Origin of the sequence: Erwinia persicina (assembly GCF_019844095.1) — a bacterium.
GTDB classification, from domain to species: domain Bacteria; phylum Pseudomonadota; class Gammaproteobacteria; order Enterobacterales; family Enterobacteriaceae; genus Erwinia; species Erwinia persicina.
This window is the reverse complement of record NZ_CP082141.1, coordinates 1,517,198-1,541,245: the sequence shown is the minus strand read 5'-3', so window position 1 is coordinate 1,541,245 and position 24,048 is coordinate 1,517,198. Positions and strand designations below refer to the sequence as shown.

5 protein-coding genes are annotated in these 24,048 nt (G+C 57.8%); 3 read left to right on the top strand and 2 right to left on the bottom strand.

The annotated features are described in order from the left end of the window. Positions 1–235: 235 nt before the first annotated feature. Complete coding sequence (locus tag K6L24_RS06930) at positions 236–15,787, bottom strand: Ig-like domain-containing protein (RefSeq protein ID WP_222682093.1); 15,552 nt, start codon at positions 15,785–15,787, stop codon at positions 236–238. A gap of 797 nt (positions 15,788–16,584) precedes the next feature. On the opposite strand from K6L24_RS06930, the gene K6L24_RS06925 reads away from it, so the two are divergent. The 3 genes from K6L24_RS06925 to rcsB are packed head-to-tail and all read left to right on the top strand — an operon-like array spanning position 16,585 to position 21,064. Continuing rightward, entirely contained in the window at positions 16,585–17,739 is a 1,155-nt protein-coding gene (locus K6L24_RS06925) for an MFS transporter (RefSeq protein ID WP_062743102.1), read from the top strand. Between the two features lie 15 nt (positions 17,740–17,754). Next, entirely contained in the window at positions 17,755–20,415 is a 2,661-nt protein-coding gene (gene rcsD, locus K6L24_RS06920) for a phosphotransferase RcsD (protein WP_118663705.1), read from the top strand. Between the two features lies 1 nt (position 20,416). After that, positions 20,417–21,064, top strand: coding sequence for a response regulator transcription factor RcsB (gene rcsB / locus K6L24_RS06915; RefSeq protein WP_062742930.1), 648 nt, complete (start codon positions 20,417–20,419; stop codon positions 21,062–21,064). A gap of 68 nt (positions 21,065–21,132) precedes the next feature. Here the strand turns inward: rcsB and rcsC are convergent, their stop codons facing one another. Then, a complete protein-coding gene (gene rcsC, locus K6L24_RS06910) occupies positions 21,133–23,988 on the bottom strand; it encodes a two-component system sensor histidine kinase RcsC (RefSeq protein WP_062743103.1) in 2,856 nt (951 codons plus the stop codon). Between the last annotated feature and the right edge of the window lie 60 nt (positions 23,989–24,048).

Here is a 24,048-nt window from a genome sequence, read left to right as displayed (position 1 = left end):
ACATTAGCCAGCGCCACAAAAATAGCGCCGAGCTTTACCCGGTGAACAACGGATCACAACGTAATCCATAACAAGGAAAAAGGATGGAAAACTGCTTTTCTTTTATTTTTTCAATCACACAACGAACAACAGCGGCCGAAGCCGCTGCTGGATTGTCTCGTTAACAATCTATCACTTCTTCTTAACTTTAGACACCCTGAGCGGGAATGCGACCCGCCCGGGCGTTATTTTTTCTTTATACGACATGGACCTGCAGATTCTGCTGGATCAGAACATCACCAAGGGTGTTGTCCGATGACAGCGCCGAGTTGTGGTAAACGTCAAAGGTCTGCCCTTCGACCGTGCGTTGTCCGGTGGTGGCCCAGACGCCGCCCTCGGTATTGGCCAGCGTCACCTGATCACCCAGTGTCCCTTTGATGAACAGGTCATCGGTCGGTTTATCGGTGATGTTCAGCGCTTCGTTCAGATCCAGCTTGATGCTGTTACTGCCCGAGAGGCCCAGGTCAATAATCTCCACGTTCTCGATTTTCAGTCCGAGCGCGGTGAGATCCAGCGACATATGCTCGCCGTTCAATACCAGCGTATCGATACCGGCCCCGCCGTCGATATGCGTGAAGTCCAGCGTGGTCGCACTGATCGTGTCGCTGCCTTCACTACCGGTGACGGCTTCACCGTGCACTGTCTGACCGTCTGCCAGCAGAATGGTCACCCCGCCGATGGTGTAGCTGCCGTCATCCAGCGCCGCCGTGTCCGCCACCGCCGCCGTACTGGCGACTGCGCTGGTAGTGGCACTGTCGGTACTGCTGGTATCACTGTCAGTTACCAGCGTTGACGCCACTTTCGCCGCCGTATGCACGGTCGTGGCCGTACTGCTCTCCTCTGTCGTTGTTGAAGACGTATGGTTTGACACCACGGCCAGGGAATCGTCAGATGCCGCGGCCATCATGACTGACGAGGTGCTGGCCAGCGGGATCAGGGAGCCCAGCAGCAGCGTGGTCACCGTCGAGGCCGGGTTACCTGCGGTGTCCACCGCCGTGACGGTGACCACCGAACTCAGGTTCAGCGAACTCAGCAGCCCACCGACGAACTTGGCACTGTAGCGACCGTTAGCGCCCACCGTCGCCGTCATCGACTGCGACTGCCCGCTCTGAGACAGCGTGATATTCACCGTTGTTCCGGTGGCCAGCCGCAGGGTACCGCCAGAAATCGTCAGGCCGGTCAACAGCACACTCAACAGGCTGGCAACCGGGTCGACCCCGATAACCGGCAGGTTCTGCGTGACGCTGGTAAAGCTGGCGCTGGTATTGGCAACGTTACCCGCCCGGTCGGTAACCGAAATGGCCGCCGAATGAACGCCGTCGCTCAGGCCGGACAGCCCGGCAGGCGGTACCGTCACACTCCAGCTCCCGTTGCTGGCGACGGTGGCGCTGTAGACATTGCCTTCAATCACCACCCTGACCGTACCGCCAGCGGCATTGGTGGCGGTACCGGTAAGGGTCTGCGCCGTACCCGATTCCGCCAGGTTGAGGTAGCCATCGCTGAAGCCAGCGGTGCTGCCCAGAGTGACGGTAGGCGTACTGTGCGTGCCAACAATCACCGATGCCGATCCGCTGGCCGACTTGCCCGCGCCGTTAGTCAGTTCCGCCGTGATGGACTGCGTGGCATCTGCCAGCGCCAGCAGGGTCGAAGACGGTACCGACACGCTCCAGGTGCCGTTGGCCGCCACGATAGCCGTTAAGGTGGCTGCCCCCACGTGCACCGAGATGGTCGACCCTTCCGCATTGGTGGCCGTGCCGGATATGGTCTGGGCGGTCAGGGCTTCTACCGCATTCAGACCACCATCACCAAACAGGGTACCGATACTGATCGATGGCGGTGTCTGCGCAATGACCGACGCGGTGCTGCTGCCCGTGGCGGTGTTGCCGTACGGATCGGCCAGCGTGGCGTTCACAGTCAGCGGGCCGTTTGGCAACGCACTGAGGTCGGCTTTCGGAACGCTGACGCTCCAGTTGCCGCTGCTGCCGACGGTGGTGCTGTAGGATTTACCGTTGATGCTGAAGGTGACCGTCGACCCCGCCACGGCATTGGTGGTGGTCCCGCTGATGGTCTGCGCTACCGCCAGCTCAGATGCGCTCAGTATGCCGTCACCGAACAGCGTGTTCACGGTGAGCGTTGGCTGCGTGGTCACCCCAATGGTCACCCCCAGGCTGCTGTTCGCCGTATTACCGACCACATCAGTGACCGTGGCCGACACCGTCAGGTTACCCGTTGCCAGTGACAACAGTTGCAGTGAGCTGAGCGGTACGCTGAAGTTACCGCTGGCATCAGTTACCGCTTCCAGCGAGAGAGCGCCAAGCTTGATATCGACCCGCGTACCCGCCGCCACGTTATTCACGCGACCACTGAGCAGTTGCCCCAGTGAGGAGAGCGCTTCTGAAACACTCAAAATACCGTCACCAAACAGCGGATTGATCGTCACTGATGGCAGCGAGTGGATGCCGACAATGGCATTCAGTGGATTGCTGGTGGTGGTATTCCCCGCCGTATCAGTGACGGTGACCTTCAGTGCCAGACTACCGTCCCCCAGGCTGGCCAGCATGGACGGCGTCAGTCCCAGGCTGAAGACGCCGTTCGCGTCCGCCGTGGCCGCGACCAGCGGCGTGGTACTGTTCCCCACCGTGACCACCACGCGGGCCCCTCCGCTCGTCACCCCGCTGATCAGCTGAGTGGTCAGCGCATCGGCCGCATTCAGCAGTCCATCACCAAACAGCTGTGTCTGGTTAATGGTCAGCGATGGCGGCGTCAGGCTTAACTGCAACCCGCCTGTGGCTGTCGCCGTGTTGCCGGCAATATCCGTCACCTGTGCAGAAACGGTCAGCGCATTGCCTGTCAGCAGCTGCAGCTGTCCCAGCGACAGGCTGGTACTGAACTTACCGCTGGCATCGACCGTGGCCTGAACATCCACCAGCCCGCCCAGATTCACCGTCACGAGGGATCCTGCCGCGACGTTTTTCACCGTACCGGTAATCAGCTGGCTGGCAAAATTGGTGATATCAGCAAGATTCAGCACGCCATCACCAAAGATGGTGTTCAGGGTGATTTCAGGCTGCTTGTTAAACACACCGACAGTGACAGCATTGCTGGCGGTATTCCCCGCCGGATCCACCACTTTGACCCCCAGCGAGAGATTACCGGTGCCCAGCGCCAGCAGATCGAGAGGCGAGAGATTCACGCTCCATGCGCCCCCCGCCTGAACGGTTGTGGTGTAGGCTTTCGCTCCCAGCGTCACGGTTACGGTCGATCCCGCCACCGCATTCAGCGTTCCGCCGATGGTCTGCCCGGCCTGAGCTTCCAGCACGTTAATCAGGTTATCCGTGCCGAACAGGTTGGTCAGCGTACCGACAACCGGAAGGTTATTGATGATGTTGGTGACCGATGCCGTTGCGGTGGCCACGTTACCCACCACATCCGTCAGTACCAGGTCCAGCGGTACTGTCCCGTCCCCTAATGCCGCCAACGCATCGGTCGGTACCACCAGCGTCCAGCGACCGCCCTGGCCAACCGTGGCGGTGACGATCTCACCGTTACCCAGCGTCAGTGACACTAAGCCGCCGATAGCCGACACGGCGGTTCCGGTGATCAACTGGTCGAGCCCCGCTTCGGCGGCCCCCAGATAACCGGACAGGCCGGTTTCCCCAAACACCGTATCCACGTTCAGTGCCAGCAGGCTGTTGAACACCTTGTTGACGGTGATCGAAGCGCTGGTCTGGTTACCGTTTTCGTCCTGGACTCTCACCGTCAGCAGGTTACCACCCTGCAGCAGACCGGCCAGCGCCGTCGGCGTCAGGGCAAGGCTGAAGGCACCGTTCAGGACGGTTCCCTGTGCCAGCGGCGTGCCGCTGTTGCCCAGATAGACAGAAATTGTCTGTCCGTCGGCCCCTTCCACTTTCCCGGTCAGCGTCTGCGTCAGTACCGCCTCTACCGAGTTGAGAACGTTATTCCCCAGCAGGGCATCCACATCCAGCAGCGGTGCTACCGTATCAATGACGACCAGCCGTGTTGCCTCGCCTGTGTTACCTGCGGCGTCTTTCACGCTGGCCGTAATGGTGCCTTCCCCCTGGCCCAGCGCCTGCAGGTCAGCCGAAGGTACGTTCACCGTCCAGGTGCCGCCGGCCTGCACCACAGCGGTGTAAGTTTTGCTGCCCAGCGTAACGGAAACCGTGCTGCCGATATCCGATGCCGTACCGGTGATGGTCTGCGACACCGCCGCTTCTGCGGCGGTCAGGGTGTTATCCCCGGCAAACTGCGTAATCGCTACCGTCGGCGACACGACATCGATCAGCAGGGTGCTGGTGGCGGAAACGCTGGCCCCACCATCCGGGGTAAAGGTGACGACCACGGTTTGCGAACCCGTTCCAAGCAGCGCGTTTGCCAGCGGCTCGCTGCTGAAGTTATTGTTCGCACGCAGCGCATCAACCGGGATGGTGGCGACCTCTACGCCCCCCACCGTAATGGTGATCACACCAGACACCGTCAGAGGCACGTTATTCAGTGCACCGGACAGCGTGGTGGTGACCGGGTCGAGGGCATTGACGATATTGTCCCCGTTAACCGGCACCAGGGTGATAAAGGCATCCTGGGTTGGATTGATATTCAAGGTCACCGTTTCGTTCAGGGTGGTGGTGTTACCCGCCGCGTCGGTGATGGCCACGCTGTAGTTTCCGTTAACGGCGATCAGCTCGGTCAGCGCCTCAGCCCCCACGTTAATTGTCCACTTGCCATCCGCGCCCACCACGCCGGTCAGGGTGCGCGTGCCGATGGTCAGCGTGACCGTGGCACCCGCGTCATTTACACCTGATGTCCCGGTCAGCGTCTGCGTATTCAGACTTTCCACGTAATCCAGGATGTTGTCGCCGGCAAAGGAGAGCGCAGTGATCGCCGGTGGCAGCGTATCGATAATAAAGCCTTCCGTCAGGGTATTGGTGTTCCCCCCCGGGTCGGTGACGGTGATCACCACATTCTGCTGACTTTCTCCCAGCCCACGAATATCACCCATCTCACCGGCGGTTAACGTCAGCGACCAGGTGCCGTCGTCATTCACCACGGCAGGCAGCCCCGCCAGACCGCCAAAGGAGACGCTGACACTCTGTCCTGCGCCGACCGCCCCCGTTGTACCCGTCAGCACGGCTCCCGCCAGCGTGTCTTCATTGAGATAGCCATTATCAAACGGCACGGCCAGCGTGGGCTGCGGCAGCGTCAGATAGGCATTGAACTCCAGCGTTTCCGTCGCCGGGTTGCCGGCAGCATCAATCACCGTCACGGTAATCTGGTGTGCCCCATTGCTCAGACCACTTAACGCGCCCTGCGGCAGCGTGACCGTCCATGTTCCGCTGGCATCCACCACGCCGTCGTAGACCACCCCGTTGATGTCCACCTTCAGCGTGACGGTCTGATCCTGACCGGCCACGACCGGAATACCGGTGGTACCGGTGATAATTACCGCTCCCGCCGCCTCGCTGATGCCGAGGCCCGGGCCAAACGGGTTCACAATGGTCGGATCCGGCAGATTCAGTATGGCATCGAAGCTACCGCTGACCGGTACACTGTTACCGTAGCTATCCGTTGCAACGACGCTGATCGTATGGGTGGTATTCGCCAGCCCGGTCAGCGTCGCCGGGTCAAGATTCAGTGACCAGCTTCCGTCTGCATTGACCGTCGCATTCACCGGCGTGCCGCCGTCAATACTGACCGTCACTTTCTGCCCGGTACCGGTAATACCGGTCGATCCGCGCAGCACCTGACCCGCTGTGGCCTCAGCAAGGCTCAGTAAGCCGTCAACAAACGGGGTATTAATGACAGGGTCTGGCACATCGTTAATCGCCACCGTGAGCGAGGTCGTTTCAGGCGCTCCGACGTTACCGGCACCATCGGTCACCGTGACGGACACCGGCCAGTTTCCGTCCGGCAGCGTGGTCAGTGTGCCTGCGGGCAACGTCAGGCTCCAGGTATTGCCGGTAATGATGGCTTCAATCGGTGTACCGTTGACGTTAACAATCACCCGGGTACCTGCCACATCACCGCTGTAAGTCACACTGCCCCCCAGCGTAATGCCACCAGCCACTTCATTCAGCGTCAGAATGCCGTCACCCGCCAGCGGCAATCCATCGAGGGTCACCGTCGGCAGGCCGGTGACAATTGCACCAAACTCCAGTGAGGCATCTGCCTCGTTACCCGCCGCATCCCGGACCACAATCACAATTTCGTGGTTGGCACTGTTGCCAAGGTCAAGCAACTGCTGCGGCGTTAATGTGGCCGTCCAGACCCCGTTAGCATCGACGGTGGCGTCATAAGGCGTCCCGTTAATGGTCAGCACAATCGTCTGTCCTGCGCCCGTCGCGCCTGTCGTACCGGTCAGCGTCTGCGTCAGCGCCGCTTCGGCCACGTTCAGCAGGCCATCGCCAAACGGCTGGTCAATGACCGGATCGAGCGTCGTGGTCAGCACCAGCTCGGCATCGACCGAGACGCTGACCGGGTTCACCGCATCCACGGTGGAGACGCTGACCTGGATGGTACCGTTGTCCTGTCCCACCAGCGCTCCTGCCGGGAGCGTCACCGTCCAGCCCCCCTGACCATCCAGCTCCGCCGGAATATTGGTCAGCGTACCGACGCTGACCACCAGGCTGGCGCCAGCCGGAAGGTTCGCTACCGTCCCGCTAATCACCTGTGCCACCGTCGCTTCCGCGCCGTTCAGCAGGCCGTCAGCAAACGGCGTATCCAGCGTCAGTACGGTAGCCTGAACATCGACCGTCGCCTCAATAACCTCGCTGGTGGTATTGCCGTAAGCATCCTTAACGGTGACACCGATATCCAGTTCACCGTTAGCCAGCGCCAGCAGATCGGCGCTGGGGATGGTGGTACTCCAGTTACCCAGGCCATCGGCCAGCACGCTGTAGACTTTGGTACCAATAGTGATCTCAACGTTAAGATTCGGCCCGGTGGTTCCCCCCAACAGCAGGCCGGTCAGGGCATCTGCCAGGCTGAGAATACCGTCCGTCGCCAGATTGGCATCAACGACCAGTAGCGGTGGCTGCGTGTGAACCGTGAAGTTATCACTGGCTGTAGCCACGTTTCCTGCCACATCATTGCCGGTGGCGGTGACGGTATTGTTGTTCTGCGGCAATGCCTGCGCATCGCTCTGTGGAATAGTTGCCGTCCAGTTTCCATTCGCGTCAACGGTGGCGGTGTAAGGCGTATTATTAACCGTGACGGTAATCGTCCCACCGGCAGGGATATTCTGACTGCTGCCAGTGATCGTCACCCCGTCTGGATTACGCGACTCGTTGTAATCAATCATGTCATCACTGGTGACCGGATTGATGGTGATGGTGGGCAGATCGGCACCCCGTGCAATAACGGTAAAATCACGACTGTCGTCGGCCACGTTGTCATAGCGGTCTTTCACTGTCACGCTGACCTGCTGCGCGCCATCGGCAATATCACTCACCGCCTGAGCCGGTACGGCGTAACTCCACGTCCCGTTCTGTACCACGGCCTCATAGGTCTGTCCGTTTAGGGTAATCGTCACCACCTGGCCATTGGCGACATTGGTGGTGGTGCCACTCAGATTGAGCGGCTGGCCCAGTTCGCTGGCATTAAGATAATCATCACCCGATACGGTAGCGATGGTAATCGTCGGCAGGTCGCCAGCAGCGGCCCGTACCTCAACGGTTTCCGTCAGCGGCTGTGACGTGTTTCCTGCCTTGTCAGTCAGCGTGGCGGTCACGACATAACTGCCGTCGGCCAGGTTCTGCGTGGCGTTACCCGGCAGGTCAAAGCGCCAGGTGCCGTCTTCCTGCACCGTGGCCAGATAAGCAGGCTGATTACCGTTAAAGGTAATACTGACCTGCTGACCCGCCTGATCCGGCGTGGTGCTGCCACTCACCGTGACCGTCTGCAGAATTTCAGTTGCATTAATGACGTTGTCGGTGGCCACCGGGTTCAGTTCCAGCGCTGGCGGGGTGCGATCCACTTCTGCCGTGGACGTCACCGTACCCACATTGCCACTGGCGTCCGTGACCTTCACCTCGATTTGCAGTTCGCCCTGACCCAGATTGAGTAGCGTCGCGCTGCTGAGCGGCAGCGTCCAGTTACCGTTGCTGTCAGCGGTGATGGCATAATCCTGCCCGCCAACCGTGACGGTGACGATCTGCCCGGCTCCGGTTGCCCCGGTCGTCCCGCTCAGGGTCTGTCCACCGGCGGCACTGGCTTCGGCCAGATTAAGGTAACCATCGCCAAACGGGGTGTTAATGGTTGGCTGTGACGGCGTGGTATCCAGCACGACAGGCCGGTTGACCGTCACACTGTCTCCCCCCTGAGGCGTGGCCACCACCGTCAGGGTATAGCCGTTATCAGCCAGGCCGGTAAACGCGCCCGCCGGAATAGCGGCACTCCACTGACCATCGCTGCCGACCGTTGCGGTGTAAGACTGATTGTTAAAGGTGACCACAACCGTCGTGGTTCCTTCAGGTACGCTGCCCGTCACGGTGATCCCTGCGCCTGCTTCAAGCGCATTGACCACATCGTCACCCGTCACCGGGTTCACCAGCAGTGGATTGACGATCGTGGTATCCAGCTCAACCGTCGCGTTTTGCGTCACGCTGTTACCTGCCGGGCTGGTGACCACGACGGTGACCGGATTGGTTCCCTCATCGAGATTATTGAGGGTGCTGATTGGCGCGGTGACCGACCACTTGCCGTCGTTGCCTACCGTTGTGGTCAGCGTCTCTCCGCCCAGGGTCACACTGACGGTATCGCCCACTGTCCCTGTCCCGCTGATTTTCAGCGGCTGCGCGACTTCGGCGCTGTCAATAATGCCGTCACCCGCAAGCGGATCCAGGGTATAAGCCGGTGCCGCGGTGTTAACCTGAACCAGCGCCGTATCGACCGTTTTGTTGCCCACAGGGTCGGTTACCGTAACGGTGACGTCATAGCCTCCGTCATCCAGCAGGGCCAGATCCCCTGCCGGGATGGTGGCGGTCCAGTTCCCGTTGGCGTCAACCACAGCGTTATAGGTTTTACCGTCCAGCGTGACCACCACGGTATTCCCCGCCGTCGTGGTGCCGTTGATATCCAGCGGCAGGGTCTGTTCGGTGGCGTTAATGATGCCGTCCGCAGCGATGGTTTCCAGCGTCAGCTCAGGCAGAACCGTGGCGATATTCACCGGGGCTGGCGCTGTCGATGCGGTATTGCCCGCCGCGTCCGTCGCCGTCACGATGATGAGTTGCGTGCCCGGAGGCAGCGCCTGAAGATCGGCGGAGGTTAACGTCAGGCTCCACGCGCCGGAGCTGTTAACGATGGCATTAAAAATAGTACCGCCAATGTTCACTTCTACCGTCTGGCCGTTACCGGACACCCCGGTGACGCCCTGCAGGATCTGCGAAGCCGCCGCTTCTGCATTGTCCAGCGTGCCGTCACCAAAGACCGGTGTATCCAGGATCGGTTGCGGCAGGTCGGAGACGCGAACGATCAGCGGAGCCTCGCTGGTGGCGAGGACAGCATCATCGGCATCAAGCACCGTCGCGGTGCCGGTCAGCGTGCCATTAACCAGTTGGATCACATCGCTGCGCGGAATATTGACAGTCCAGGAACCGTCAGGCTGCTGCACGCCATTATAGGTATTGTTGTTCAGCTCAAAGGTGACCCGGCTGCCTGCCGGCACGTTCGAGGTGGTAAGCGTAACATCCAGCCCACCTGCCGCCTGCGATTCGGTAAAGTTGAGGTAGCCATCTTCACTGATCGGACTAACCGCAATGGCCACCTCCGCATCATTAACGCTGAACACCTTGTCCGTCGTCCCGGTATTCCCCGCTTTATCCGTCACGGTGGCGGTCAGCGTATAGGTGCCGTTCGCCAGCCCTTCCAGCACGCTGGCAGGCAGGCTGGTCTGCCAGGCACCGCCGGACTGGATGGTCGTGGTAGTGCTGAAGCTGCTCCCGTTACCGGTCAGAACCAGCGTCAGCGTCTGTCCGGCTTCCACGTTGGAAGCCGTGCCGCTGATCAGCTGATCGACCTGCTGTTCAGCACCATCCAGCACATTATTTGCCGTGACGTTGTTGACGAAGATCGACGGTACGCCGGTATCTATCGCCAGCGGGGTGCTGGTGGTGGTGGTGTTCCCTGCCGGATCGGTGGCGGTGACCGTCAGGCTGTAGCTGCCGTCGGCCACACCGGACAGCGCTGTGCCCGGGATCAGCGCTGACCACTGGCCATTGCTGCCGACCACAACGGTGACGCTGATATTACCGAGCTCAACCCGGACCAGGTCACCCGCTTCACCGGTACCGGTGATGGTCAGTGGCTGCCCCGCTTCGGCGGCATTGATATACCCCCCCGATACCGGGTTGACGCTGACCGGCGGCGGCGTTATGTCCACCTCAACGGTGCGAATGACGGTGCTGGTGTTGCCGGCATCGTCGGTGCTGGTGACCTGAAGGTTGCTGCTGCCGGCAGGCAGTGCTTTCAGCGCACTGACCGGCAGTTCAATCTGCCAGTTACCCGTACCGTCCACCATGGTTAGATAGGTTTGACCATTGAGCGTCACGGTGATGCGGTCGCCCACGTCACCGGAGCCACCGATAATCTGTACCTCATTCTGTTCAGCCAGGTTGATACGGTTATCCGTGGCGACGGCGTCCAGTGACACCTCAGGGGCAACGGTATCCACCACAAACGTGGTATCGATTTTGACGCTATTGCCCGCATTGTCTCCCAGCGTCACCGACAGGTCGTTGTCCCCCTGAGGCAGGCTTTGTAGTGCAGAAGATGGCAGGGATACGCTCCAGTTACCCTGCGCATCCACGATGCCAGTATACGTAATCCCACCGACCACGACTTTGACCGTCTGGCCTGCTCCGTCAACGCCCGAAGAACCGCTGATGGTCTGTGTGCTGTTTGCTTCGATCGCGTTGAGAGAATCATCACCAAACAGCGGATCGATCACTGGCTGGAAGCCTGGGTTGACCTCGCTGTTCAGCGTCTGTACCACGGTGATGGTGTTGCCATTGACATCCACGGTACTGGCCGTCACCGGCTGATTGCCGTTCAGCAGTCCCACTAAATCGGCTGCCGGGACATTCACCGCCCAGCTGCCATCGCTGTTGGTGGTGGTCACGTAAGATTTGCCGCGGAAAGAGACCGTCACCGTACTGCCAAAGGTGACAAAACGGCTGAAGCCGTGGATCGACAGCGGCAACAGCGCCTCCGAGGCGTTCAGGGTATTGTCATCGCTGATCACCCCAATGGCGATGGCGCTGAAGCTGTTATCCACGGTAAAGCTGCCGTTACTGCTGGCCGGGTTTCCGGCAACATCGTTGACGCTGACGGTGTAATTATCAGTGCCGTTGGCGAGGTTAATCAGTGCCGCCGCCGGAACCAGAACGCTCCAGCTGCCATCGCCCTGAACCAGACCGGTGTACTGATTGCCGTTCAGCGTGACGGTGACCACCTGCCCGGCCTGCACATTGCTGGTCGTCCCGGTCATCAGCTGGGACAGGCCCTTTTCCGCCCCGTCGAGAATATCGTCACCGGCAAACGCGCCAACGGCGATCTGCGGCAGGGAACCACTGCCGGCAATCACCGTTAGCGGCTGGCTGCTGCTGCCGGTGTTACCAATGGTATCGGTGGCCGTCACGCTGACGGTATAAGTGCCGTCCGCCAGGCCAGAGACCACATTGGCAGGCAGCGTGACCGTCCAGTTACCCTGAGGATCCACCGTCGCGGTGTAGTTGACGTTATTCACGCGAACGATCACGCCCGCCCCCGGCTCGGTGGTGCCGTCAATCGCCAGTGCCTGGCCATGTTCCAACGCATTGAGATAACCGTCGCCAGATATCGGTGCGACCGTCACAGACGGGGAGGCTGTATCGATGGTCACCGGTATCAGCGTGGTGGTTTCGTTGCCGCTGCTGTCGCGGGCGGTCACGCGGATATCGTACTGGCCGTCGGCCAGCGTTTGCAGTGCTGAAGGTGCAATATTCAGGCTCCAGCTGCCGTTACCGTTTGCGGTGGTCTGGTAAGTCACGCCGTTCAGCACCACGGAAATGGTGCTGTTGGCCTCTGCCGTACCGGTAACAGGCAGCGGCTGGCCCTGCTCCGCGCGGCTGACGATGCCATCACCGGCCACCTGGCCGACGGACAGCTCAGGACTCTCGGTGTCCACGCTGACGCTGGCGGTGTGGGTCACCTGGTTACCGGCGGCATCGCGCACCACCACCACCAGATTATTGCCTCCCTGCGGCAGGTTGCTCAGATCCTCTGGCGACAGGCTGACGCTCCACGCCCCCGTGGCGGTATTCACCGTCGCCGTATAGGTTTTGCCATTAAGCTGGACGGTCACCACCTGATCCGGCAGCGTCAGTCCGGTATTGCCGCTGAGGGTTTGCGGCGTATCCGACTCGGTCAGATTCAGCACGTTGTCGCCACCAAAGGCGGCATTCACCGTGACATTATCCGGGAAGTTGGCCTGAACACCGATATTCAACGTGGCGGTCACGCTGGTATTCCCCGGGTCGGTGACCACGATGGCATAGGTGCCGTTGGCCACGCCCAGCAGATCGGCCGGCGGGATGGTCGTGCTCCAGTTACCGTTGGCATCCACCGTGGCGCTGTAGGTTTTGTTGTTAAAGGTGACGGTTAACTCAGTGCCCGCAGCCAGATTCTGGCTGCTGCCGCTGAGGGTGACCGGCAGTTTCGCTTCCGCCGCATTGATCCAGTTATTATCGCTGACCGGAGCAATACCCAGTGCCGGAACCAGCGGATCGCGAACCACGCTGACGTTACCTGGCTGAGTGATGGTGCCGCCGCGGGGATCCGTCACCGAAGCGCTGTAAGGAATTGTTGCCCCGTTCACCAGGTTTGTAAACTCACTGGCCGGAATGCTGACATGCCAGATCCCACCGGGCTGAACCACGATATTATCGTAGGTTTTACCATTAAAGACGACAGTGACGACCTGCCCCGGGGCAATGTTCAGCACCGTACCACTCAGCTCCTGAGCGACCAGCAGCTCCCCGTCTTGCAGAATATTATCACCCGCAAACGGATTGACGCTGATCGCAGGCTGGCTGCCAGGCTCAACGGCCAGAACGACATTACCAAATGCCGTTCCCTCATTGCCTGCCGCATCTGTCGCCACTACTCGGATGGGATAGCTGCCGTCGGCCAGTGCGGCTTTATCCGCATCTGACAACACGATGCTCCAGGCGTTACTGCCGTTTGCAGTGGCCGTCAGACTCAGTTCGCGATCGCCAATAAAGACGCGGATAATGCTGCCCGATTCGGCTGTCCCGCTGACGCTCAGGGTGCCTGACTCATTGACCGAGACATAGTTATCCCCGGTAACGGCGTCCAGCGTGACGGCCGGAGGCTGCGTATCCACGTTCAGATTATTGCCGATGCCGGTCGAGACGTTGCCATACTGATCGGTGGAGGTGACCACCAGGTTATGCCCACCCTCACCCAACTGCTGTAATGCCGAGGCGGGAATATTGACGATCCAGCTGCCGTCGGGATTCACCGTAGTGGTATAGGTTTTCCCCTCCAGGGTAATCGTCACCGACTGCCCCCCCGCACTGATCCCCGTCACCGTCAGTGGCTGACTGATGTCGGCCGCATTCAGCGTGGTATCAAAGAGAATATTGCTTACCAGCGGCGGCGTGCTGTCCACCCTGACCTGCAGGGTTGTGCTGCCGGTATTCCCCGCCGGGTCGGTGACGTTCACCACCATTGGCAGCGTGGCATCAAGCTGGCCAGCGACGGCGCCCGCCGGCAGCGTCACGCTCCAGGTGCCGTTGTTACTGACCGTACCGGTGTACGTGTTGCCGTTGAACACCACAGAAACGGTCTGCCCCGCCCCGATGACGCCGGTATTCCCGGTGATCGTCTGCGGCTGGGCCGCTTCCTGACCGCCTAAGACGCCATCGCCAAATGGCAGATCAATGACCGGGCTGGGCAGCGTGGTGATCACGTCAACGGTGACGGTGGTGCTGTTGGTCAGCGTGCTGCCATCTGGCAGGGTCAGGGTGGCGACAATCAGATTCGATCCCTGAGGGAGCTGCAGCAGATCGGCAGAAGGAACCTGCACCGACCAGCTGCCGTTTGCCTGAGTGGTCGCGGTGTAGCTTTGTCCGCCAAGCGTGACGGATATCAGGGTTCCCGGGGCGACGCCGCTGGCAGTCCCGGTCAGGGTCAGCGTGGTCTGAGCTTCGCCAGCATTGAGATAGCCATCACCACTGACCGGTGAAATGATGCTGACGGCAGGTGTGGTACTGGCCTGCACGCTGAAATCATGGCTGGCGCTGGTGGAGACGCCGCTGGTATTACTGACGCTGGCTGAAAGCGAGGCATTCCCGGTGGCCAGTGCTGCGAGATCGGCAGCAGGCACCGGTACGCTCCATGTGCCATCCGCGCCGACGACCGTGGTGTAGGTTTTCCCGTTCAGGGTGACGGTGACCGTCTGCCCCTGCTGAACGTTGAGGGTGGTACCGCTCACGCTCTGCGTCACCAGTTTTTCCGCGCCATCGAGCACGTCATTGCCGGCAAAGGCGCTAATGGCGATCTGCGGCTCGTTCGGAGTCTGGGTGGGTTCAACGGTGATGGTCTGGCTGTCGGTGGCGGTCTGCCCGGCGCTGTTGGCGACGCTGGCGGTAATGGTCGTAGCACCGTTCGCCAGTGCCAGCAGGGCGCTGGACGGCACAGACACGCTCCAGCTGCCGTTCGCCTGCACGGTGGCGGTGTAGGTGACGCCGTTCAGCACAACGGTCACGATCTGCCCGGTCTGCACGTTGGTGGTGGTGCCGCTCAGCGGCTGGCTGCTGTCTTTTTCGCCGGCGCTCAGAACGTTATCGCCGGCAAAGGTGCCAATCACAATCTGCGGCTCGTTCGCGGTCTGGGTGGGTTCAACGGTGATGGCCTGGCTGTCCGTGGCTGTCTGTCCGGCACTGTTGGCGACGCTGGCCGTGATAGTGGTGGTGCCATTCGCCAGCGCCAGCAGAGCGCTGGACGGCACAGACACGCTCCAGCTGCCGTTCGCCTGCACGGTGGCGGTGTAGGTGACACCGTTCAGCACGACGGTCACGATCTGCCCGGCCTGCACGTTGGTCGTGGTACCACTCAACAGTTGGTTGCTGTCTTTTTCGCCGGCGCTTAATACGTTATTTCCGGCAAAGGTCGTGATGGTCAGGGTCGGCGTGGTCGCCGGAGGAGGCGTCACGCCTCCATTGTTACCATCATCACCGCCACCACCACCTCCGCCACCCCCTAATGCAGCCGCGCCTAAGCCCACCAGCCCGAGCGCACCGAGACCGGCGGCGGTGATGACGCCGTTACCGGCACCCGTATCCGCCAGCAGCAGGGGTTCAATGCTGCCCAGTGATTCGTACTGAGGAGTAAGAACCATTGCAGTCTGGGCATCGGCCGCCTCACTGGTGAGTGGGAACAACGCATGTTCAGGCGGGTTTACCCCGTCATCAAAAACCAGCTCACTGTGATCACCATCGACATCATCGAAGAAGAACTGCTGATAGCGCACGGTGGTGCCATCTTTCATGTGCAGAATGAGGTCATTACCCTGGCGTTCGAATTCGGCCACCATGTCACGTGTGCCATTAATTTTAACGATGCTGGGTTGGCTGAGAAGAACGGATTTAGACGAGCCCGCACTGGCCTGGGAAAGGAGTGTTCCGTCGTCGCGTGAGAGAATGCTTACGCGGCCATCATTGAGCTGTGCCATTTTAGTAACCTCATGTACACCAGATAACAGGATTAAAATTCAACGCGATGAAAGTGAAAAAAAATTTCACTTTTCCTGGCGCCGAATAAATTTTGTTCACGCCGTGACCGACGCTACTTTTCACCTGATGTACAGTCAGAGAGGGCCTCTCCCCGATAAAAAAAACTAAAAATGGCTTAAACTGCATTTTTTTTGTTTATTACCTCACACAGATATAATTAATAAACTGAATGTTTTATCTGATTAAAATTTATCGATAAGATAAAAAATATTAATAAGACCGCTTAGTACAAAATCCGAAGCGTTGTCAGAAAATGCCCATAAACAAAGGGATTCTGAATTAATGATTTGATTTAACTCGCAGAAAAAAATTTTACTTAACGTTACGTTTTGTAATTTCTTGCCAAAAAACATCAATAACTTGGTAATAACGTAGGGTTAATGACGCGAAAATTTCATGTTGAATCGTGATGACCCGCACAGCTCGCCCGCTTAAAAAAACATCATGGGGCGCAGCGCATGATGAGGGTGAAAAATGGATTTTTATCTTTTTCACCAATAATTTGATTTAAGCTCGCGACTCCAGGCTAAAAGCCAGGAGTTGTCTTAAAATTTGGCTTTAAGGGATAATTCTGATTAACCATCGTATTTTTTCAGGTTATTAACGTTGCCTTTACCGCATAAGTGAACTGAATCATGAGGTGAAAAGTCACCGCACCGCCCGGGTTTTAGCTTCATAACTGGCACTAAATATGGTAAAAAATGAGGTTGATTACCCGACAGGCAAAATGGATAAAATGACGATTCAGGAAGACCCTGCCACACAGAAGAACGCGCTGGCTACCCAGCGTGCCACGCGTGCGGTATTTTTGATCGCCGGCATCGGTATGGCGGCCTGGGCTCCTCTGGTTCCTTATGCCAAAGAGCGCGCGCTGCTAAGCGACGCTTCTCTCGGCACGCTGCTGCTTTTTCTTGGGCTGGGATCGCTGATAGCCATGCCTCTGTCCGGGATGCTGGTAGGCCGGGTGGGCTGCAAACGGGTCATTGCTGCCGGTAGCCTGCTGCTGCTGTGCGTCTTACCCTTGCTGGCGACGCTCGCCACGCCCCTGGCGCTGGCGCTGACGTTAATGGTTTTCGGGGCTGCCATCGGCCTCATCGACGTGGCGATGAACATTCAGGCCGTTGAGGTCGAGAAAAGCGCCAGTAAAGCCATGATGTCGGGTTTTCACGGTTTCTTCAGCGCGGGCGGGATTATCGGCGCGGGTCTGGTCAGTGTGGCGCTGGCGCTGGGTGCCTCACCGCTGATGTCGATACTGATGATCAATCTCCTGCTGATACTGCTGTGGATTTACTGCCAGCGTCATATTTTCAATCAGCGTCTGCATCAGCCCGACACGCCGCTTTTTGTCATGCCGCGCGGTTGGGTGCTATTTCTTGGCGTGCTGTGCTTTATCCTGTTTTTAACCGAAGGCGCTATTCTTGACTGGGGCGCGCTGTTTCTGACTCATACCCGCGACCTGGCGGCATCACAGGCCGGGTTGGGATATGCCGTCTTTTCCGTCGCCATGACCATTGGCCGTCTGTTCGGTGACCGCGTTGTGCAGATTTTTGGGCGCACAGCGACGCTGTTCTGCGGAACACTCTGCGCCGCAGCCGGCTTAGTACTGGCGGTAGCCGTGCCGGATGCCTTCTGGACGCTGACGGGGTTCTTGCTGGTGGGTTTCGGCGCATCCAATGCGGTGCCTATTATGTTCAGCGCAGCGGGAAAACAACAGGTGATGCCAGCGAATCTGGCCATCGCCGCCATGACCACCATTGGCTATGCCGGGATTCTGGCTGGCCCTGCCCTGGTCGGGTTTATCGCACAATGGTCCAGCCTGTCCGTGGCGTTCAGCGGTATCGCTGCGCTACTGCTGGTCGTCGCGGCCAGCGCCCGACAGATTACTCGCTAACCGGGGTTTCACTGCATGTTGCCATATAAATTCCCACTCACTTCCGGCAATGTTACGCGCTTTTTTGTGTTATTTATCCTGGTCTTGCTGCTGGCATCAGGATTTATGATCCACAACGCAGTTAACGCCTGGCTGACGGAAAAACGCTACGCCATGGCCGATATTACGCACGCCATGCAAAAGCGTGTCGATACCTATCGTTTCGCCACCTGGCAAATTTATGAAAATCTGGCCGCCAGCGCCACCGGCACCGCCAGTAACAGTCTGCAGGAAACCCGCCTGCGTCAGGATGTGTATTATCTGGAAAAAACCCGGCGGAAAACCGAAGCACTGATTTTTGGTTCGCATGACAGCGGCACGCTGGACATGACACTGCGTATGTCTAATTACCTTGATACGCTGTGGGGCGCAGAAAACAGCACCTGGTCAATGTATTTCCTCAACGGCCAGGACAACAGCCTGATACTGGTCTCTACCCTGCCGTTGAAAGACATGGCATCGCGTTATAAAGAGAGTGCCATCAGTAATATCGTTGAGGCTCGCCGGGCAGAGATGTTGCAGCAGGCGAATGCGCTGGATGAACGGGAAAGCTTCTCCCCGTTGCGCCGTTTTACCTGGCAGAATGACCACTACTTCACCGTTCGTACCACCTTTAATCAGCCGGGGCACCTGGCGACAGTGGTCGCCTTTGACCTGCCGGTCAACGACATTATTCCGGTGAATATGCCACTGGAGAATTTCCAGTTAAAACAGGACACCACGCCAGTCGCTGAAGGGGACGATAACCAGGACAGCGGCGGCAGTACCCGCATCAATTGGGTCAATCCCAATATTGAAATCACCAGTTCACTGGCCAGCACACCGTTACAGCTGGTCTACCGGGTGCCCGTTACCGGGCTGATCGTTGACACGCTGCGTAACCTGCTTTGGCCATTGCTGGCAAACCTGGCTCTGCTGCTGATGTCGCTCGCCGGGCTGTTGATGCTGCGCCAGCAGTCGCTGCGTCCGAGCGAAAATCAGAGTGCCGAACTTGAATCCTTGCGGCTTCTCAATGAAGAGATTGTCGGTACGCTTCCAGTGGGGCTGCTGGTGTACGATTTTGCCAATAACCGAACCATCATCAGCAATAAAATTGCCGAGCATCTGTTGCCACATCTTAACCTGCAAAAAATTATCAATATGTCCGATCAGCATCAGGGCGTTTTACAGGCTACGGTGAACAACGAGGTGTATGAGATTCGCCATGCCCGCAGCATGATCTCTCCGCACACCCAGATGTTCATGATGCGCGATCAGGATCGTGAGCTGCTGGTGAACAAGAAACTGCAAAAAGCCCAGCAGGTGCTGGATAAAAACCATCAGTCGCGTCAGCAGCTGTTACAAAATCTTGGCCATGCCCTGCAGCGCCCGCTGACCGACGTGATTACGCGCTTAGAGGCACTGGCCGACACCGAGCCAACAGAACAGGTCGAAGTTTCGCTGGAGGCTTCGCAGGCCCTGAGCCGTCTGGTCGATGATATTGTCCTGCTCAATCAGTTGGAAACCCTCGACTGGGCACCGGATGCAGGCAGTTTCAATCTGCAATCGCTACTGGATGACCTGGTCAGCGAGCTCCTGCCGGTGATGCGTCGCAAAGGGCTGACGCTCATGATCGCCAATCAGCGCAGCAGCGATGAGACGCGCTTAGGCGATCGCCGGGCTATCCGTAAAATTCTCTCCACGCTGCTGCACTATGCCGTGACCACCACAACCTGGGGCCGGGTCAGTGTCACCGTCAGCGCGCAGGAGGAGCGTCAGGATCGCCTGATTATAGAGATCGTGGATACCGGAGCCGGTCTCACCGCGGACGAAATGTCGAACACCGACTTCCCTTATCTGGGCGAAACCCATGAGGATCGCTACGGTCAGGCGTCCGGCATGGCCTTCTTCCTGTGCAAACAGCTGTGTAAACACTTGGGGGGGCACCTGGAGATCAGCGCCAGTCCGGATATCGGTACGCGCTACAATATTCAGCTGCAGGTTCCACTGGAACCGCAGCTGCTTCAGGAAGAAAAACTGCTGGAGGACGTTAATGTCCTGATTGATATTACCGTGGATGACGTGCGGAAAATCGTGGTTCACCAGTTGGAAGACTGGGGGGCCAACTGTATCACTCCTGATGAGCGCTTCTCCGGTCAGGAGCACGATGTGCTGATCACAGATGACCCCGAACACTTAACCCCGTGGGCATTACTGCTGACGGATGATGAACCGGGCTTCTGCCAGATTTCCCCCCACCAGTACCGGGTAAACTTCAACATCAGTAGCGCGATGCAGGATGCGCTGCTGACATTGATTGAACAACAGCTGGCCCAGGACGGGCAGGACGACGAAAATGCTGAACAGCCGGACACCGCTCAACTGTTCGCCAGTGGCTACTTTCAGCTTTTCGTCGATACAGTACCCGATGATGTAAAGAGACTGTATAATGAGGCCGCAAACAGGGACTTTAATGCGCTTGCTCAGACTGCGCATCGGCTGAAAGGCGTGTTTGCCATGTTAAATTTGCTACCCGGCAAGCAGCTTTGTGAAACGTTAGAACATCACATTCAACAGTGTGACGATTCAAACATTAAAAATACCACCAGTGAAGTTGACAATTACGTCAACGAACTGCTGCAGCAAGGTAACCAATAATATGAATAACCTGAATGTCATTATTGCCGACGATCATCCTATTGTTCTGTTCGGTATTCGTAAGTCACTGGAACAAATTGAGTGGGTCAATGTTGTCGGTGAGTTCGAAGATTCCACAGCCTTAATTAACAGCCTGTCCAAGCTTGATGCCAACGTACTGGTCACCGACCTGTCGATGCCTGGCGAAAAATATGGCGATGGTATTACGCTGATTAAATACATCAAGCGTCATTACCCGGATCTGTCGATCATTGTTCTGACCATGAACAATAACCCGGCTATCCTCAGCGCCGTGCTGGATCTGGATATTGAAGGGATCGTGCTGAAACAGGGCGCACCAACCGACCTGCCAAAAGCACTGGCTGCCCTGCAGAAAGGCAAGAAATATACGCCGGACAGCGTGGCAAAACTGCTGGAGAAAATCAGCGCGGGTGGTTACGGCGATAAACGTCTGTCACCGAAGGAAAGCGAAGTTCTGCGTCTGTTCGCAGAAGGCTTCCTGGTGACTGAAATTGCCAAGAAGCTAAACCGTAGTATTAAAACCATCAGTAGCCAGAAGAAATCAGCAATGATGAAGCTGGGCGTGGATAACGATATTGCGCTACTCAACTATCTGTCATCGGTGAGCATGTCGCCGGTTAAAGATTAAGTTCCTGCGGAACGTAGGGGCTGGCCTTCTCTCTCTGGTCAGCCCTTATCTTTAATTTTACTCTCCGGTCAGCCCCCCTCTTTTCTGCCTTTCCGCGCCTGTTCTGCATATAACGTTAACGCCTGCTGTAACGTATCCATAGTCACCGGTTTTGACAGACAGTTGTCCATCCCCGCATCAAGACAGCGCTGCTTTTCTTCCGCTAACGCATTTGCCGTCACCCCTACCACCGGGAATGTTTTCCCCAGTTCACGCAGACGCCGCGTCAGGCCGTAGCCATCCAGGTTCGGCATATTAACGTCGGTCAGTACGATATCAATCTCGTTACGAGCAATAACATTCAGTGCGTCAAGGCCATCCCGCGCGGTTTTCACCCGGTAGCCCAGCGATCCGAGCTGGTCAGAGAGCAGCATACGGTTAATAGGATGATCGTCTACCACCAGGATAAGAATATCATCGTGGCTGGCGTGCTGTTCCTCTCTTGCGAGAGCCGCAGGCAGACCTTCCGGTAACCCCGTCTCTACCCGGTAGATACGGGCCAGCAGGGAAGGCAGTTCGTGTGGCGTCGTGGTCGCGCAGACCCAGTGACCGGACACCGTTTGTTGCGGAGCATCATTATGGCGATTATCAAACCGGATGGTCGCCCGAACCCCCTGCTCCGGCTGTAAATCGTAGTCGGTGATAATCACATCATCCGCTGCGGCCTGGCCAGCGTAATGTTTTACCTGAATGCCGTGATTGCCCAGTAACCGCATCAGGAATTTTTCCAGCTGTTCGTTACGCAGCGCCAGCCAGCACTGCTTCTCGTTCAGGCTGCTGTTCAACTCGGGTACCACTACCCGGCTATTGTAGAGCGGAATTCGAATAATAAACTGGCTGCCCATGCCAGGCTCAGAGTCTACCTCGATGTCGCCATCCATCATGTTGATCAGCTTTTCGCAAATCGCCAGCCCCAACCCGGTTCCCTGGAAATTACGCTGCACGCCGCTGCCGACCTGGAAGAACGGATCAAACAACCGTGTCAGCTCCTTCGCCGGGATCCCGACACCCGTGTCCCGCACGCGGAAGGCCAGGTAGCCATCTTTGACGTAGACATGCAGATTAATGCCGCCGGTATGGGTAAATTTAATGGCATTATTCAGCAGGTTAGAGATAACCTGCTGCAGGCGCATCGGGTCACCGTCAAGGGTGGCCGGAACATCGCTTTCAATAAAGCACCACAGCGTCAGGCGCTTTTTGACCACCATCGCCAGATAGTTGGAGGTGATATGCGCCACCACTTCACGCGGGGAGAATTCCGCAGGTTCAATCTTCAGCTGCTCCGATTCGATTTTGGAGAAGTCGAGAATATCACTGATGATTTTCAGCAGCAGGCTGGAGGAGTTGTTCATCGCCGTTACCAGCGACTCAACGCCTGGCGGCAGTGACTTGGTTTGCAGCAGATCAAGATTGCCGATAATCCCGTATAACGGCGTGCGCAGCTCGTGGCTGACGGTGGCCAGGAACATCGACTTGGACTGACTGGCCTGCTCGGCGGCCTGAGCCATCTCCTGCAGTGACTCTTCCATTTTCACGCGCGCGCTGACGTCCACCAGTACACAAATCGCTACATTTTCATTGCGATAGCGTGAGTGCACAAAACTGATTTGCAGGTTGGTATTACTGCCGGTCAGCACATCGACAAAGTTAACCTGCTGCCCGCAGATGATCTCGGTTAAGCGCAGCCGATCTTCCTGCGTCAGCATCGTCAGGTAGTTGTGCGCCAGTTCATTACTGAGAATATTGGTTCCGTCGCTGGTGCGCAGGATGCAGATCCCGACCGGCGCTGAGGCGACAATCTTACGGTTAAACTGCTCATGCTCCTCCAGCCGGTGGGCATTATCTTCGGCCGGGAGAAACATTCTGCGTTCAAACAACCAGGCCAGGGTAAACAGAACGATCGCACTGACCAGATTCAGCAACAGGGCATTAATAATCAGAATTTTGAGCCGTTCGATCATCACATTGGTCGGCACAGAGTAGACAATACTGAGCGATGACGGCAGCAGACTCTTCTTCATAATTAACTGGTCATAGTCGGACACGTAGCCGAACCATCCGGCCTCGTCAGGCAGGTCATCCGCAGAGAATTCCGGGCCATTGCGGGCCGAAGAGAGCAGCCGCTGGTTATTCTCATCCACCAGCGTGGCCGTGACCGGCATACTGCCCGGCATAATAAGATCATCCATGCGGATGCTCTGCTCTATGCCCAGTAAAGCGGCTACTTTATTTGCCACATAGACCGGCGTGATCATGTAGTAATAGCCAACCCCAGGCTGCGAACCGGGATACACCCAGAACAGACTGCTTTTGCGCTCCTCGGCATCCCCGCTGCGATATTTCAGAATGCGCTCGCGCAGAGACTTCAACACGCGTTCCCGTTCCGCAGGCTCGGTGGCGGGGCCAAAATCAGCCAGACAGGTGCTGTCATTACCGATAAAAAAGACCCGGTTCAGCTCATAGGAGGAAGCAAAGTTTTCTTTCCAGTAATTCAGGAAGTAGCTGAGCGGTTGCAGGGAGTTATTCCAGGTATGACTCATGGCGCTACAGTCTGAATCCGCATAAAGCGGATAGAACTGAGGCGGCGTCGCTTTAATCGACAACGAACCGTTCATCGCATCCGCCCCGTTAGCGGCGTTGTTCAGGCGGTTTTCAGCAATAAACTTCAGTTCGCGCGCCACGTCTGCGGAATGGCGTATGTACCACTGGGCCTGATCGTAGCTGGTATTAAACTCCTGGCGGACCTGGGATTCTCTTTCGTGAACGACATTAATAATATAGAACGTCGTCAGTAGTGCGCCCAGCGTCCACAGCATCAGCGCCAGGGCGCGGAACAGATAGCGGGAGATCTTTAACGTCGTTCGGAAAGAGACAAGATATTTCAAGCGTAACCCACTGGCAGCCATAACGGACAAAAGAAAATGATTGCCGATACAGTAGCGTCA

What these genes read in the sequence shown, in the direction of transcription:
- K6L24_RS06925 (WP_062743102.1), top strand. Translation starts at nt 16,585, where the DNA reads ATGACGATTCAGGAAGACCCTGCCACACAGAAGAACGCGCTGGCTACC.
- K6L24_RS06930 (WP_222682093.1), bottom strand. Translation starts at nt 15,787, where the DNA reads ATGGCACAGCTCAATGATGGCCGCGTAAGCATTCTCTCACGCGACGAC.
- rcsB (WP_062742930.1), top strand. Translation starts at nt 20,417, where the DNA reads ATGAATAACCTGAATGTCATTATTGCCGACGATCATCCTATTGTTCTG.
- rcsD (WP_118663705.1), top strand. Translation starts at nt 17,755, where the DNA reads ATGTTGCCATATAAATTCCCACTCACTTCCGGCAATGTTACGCGCTTT.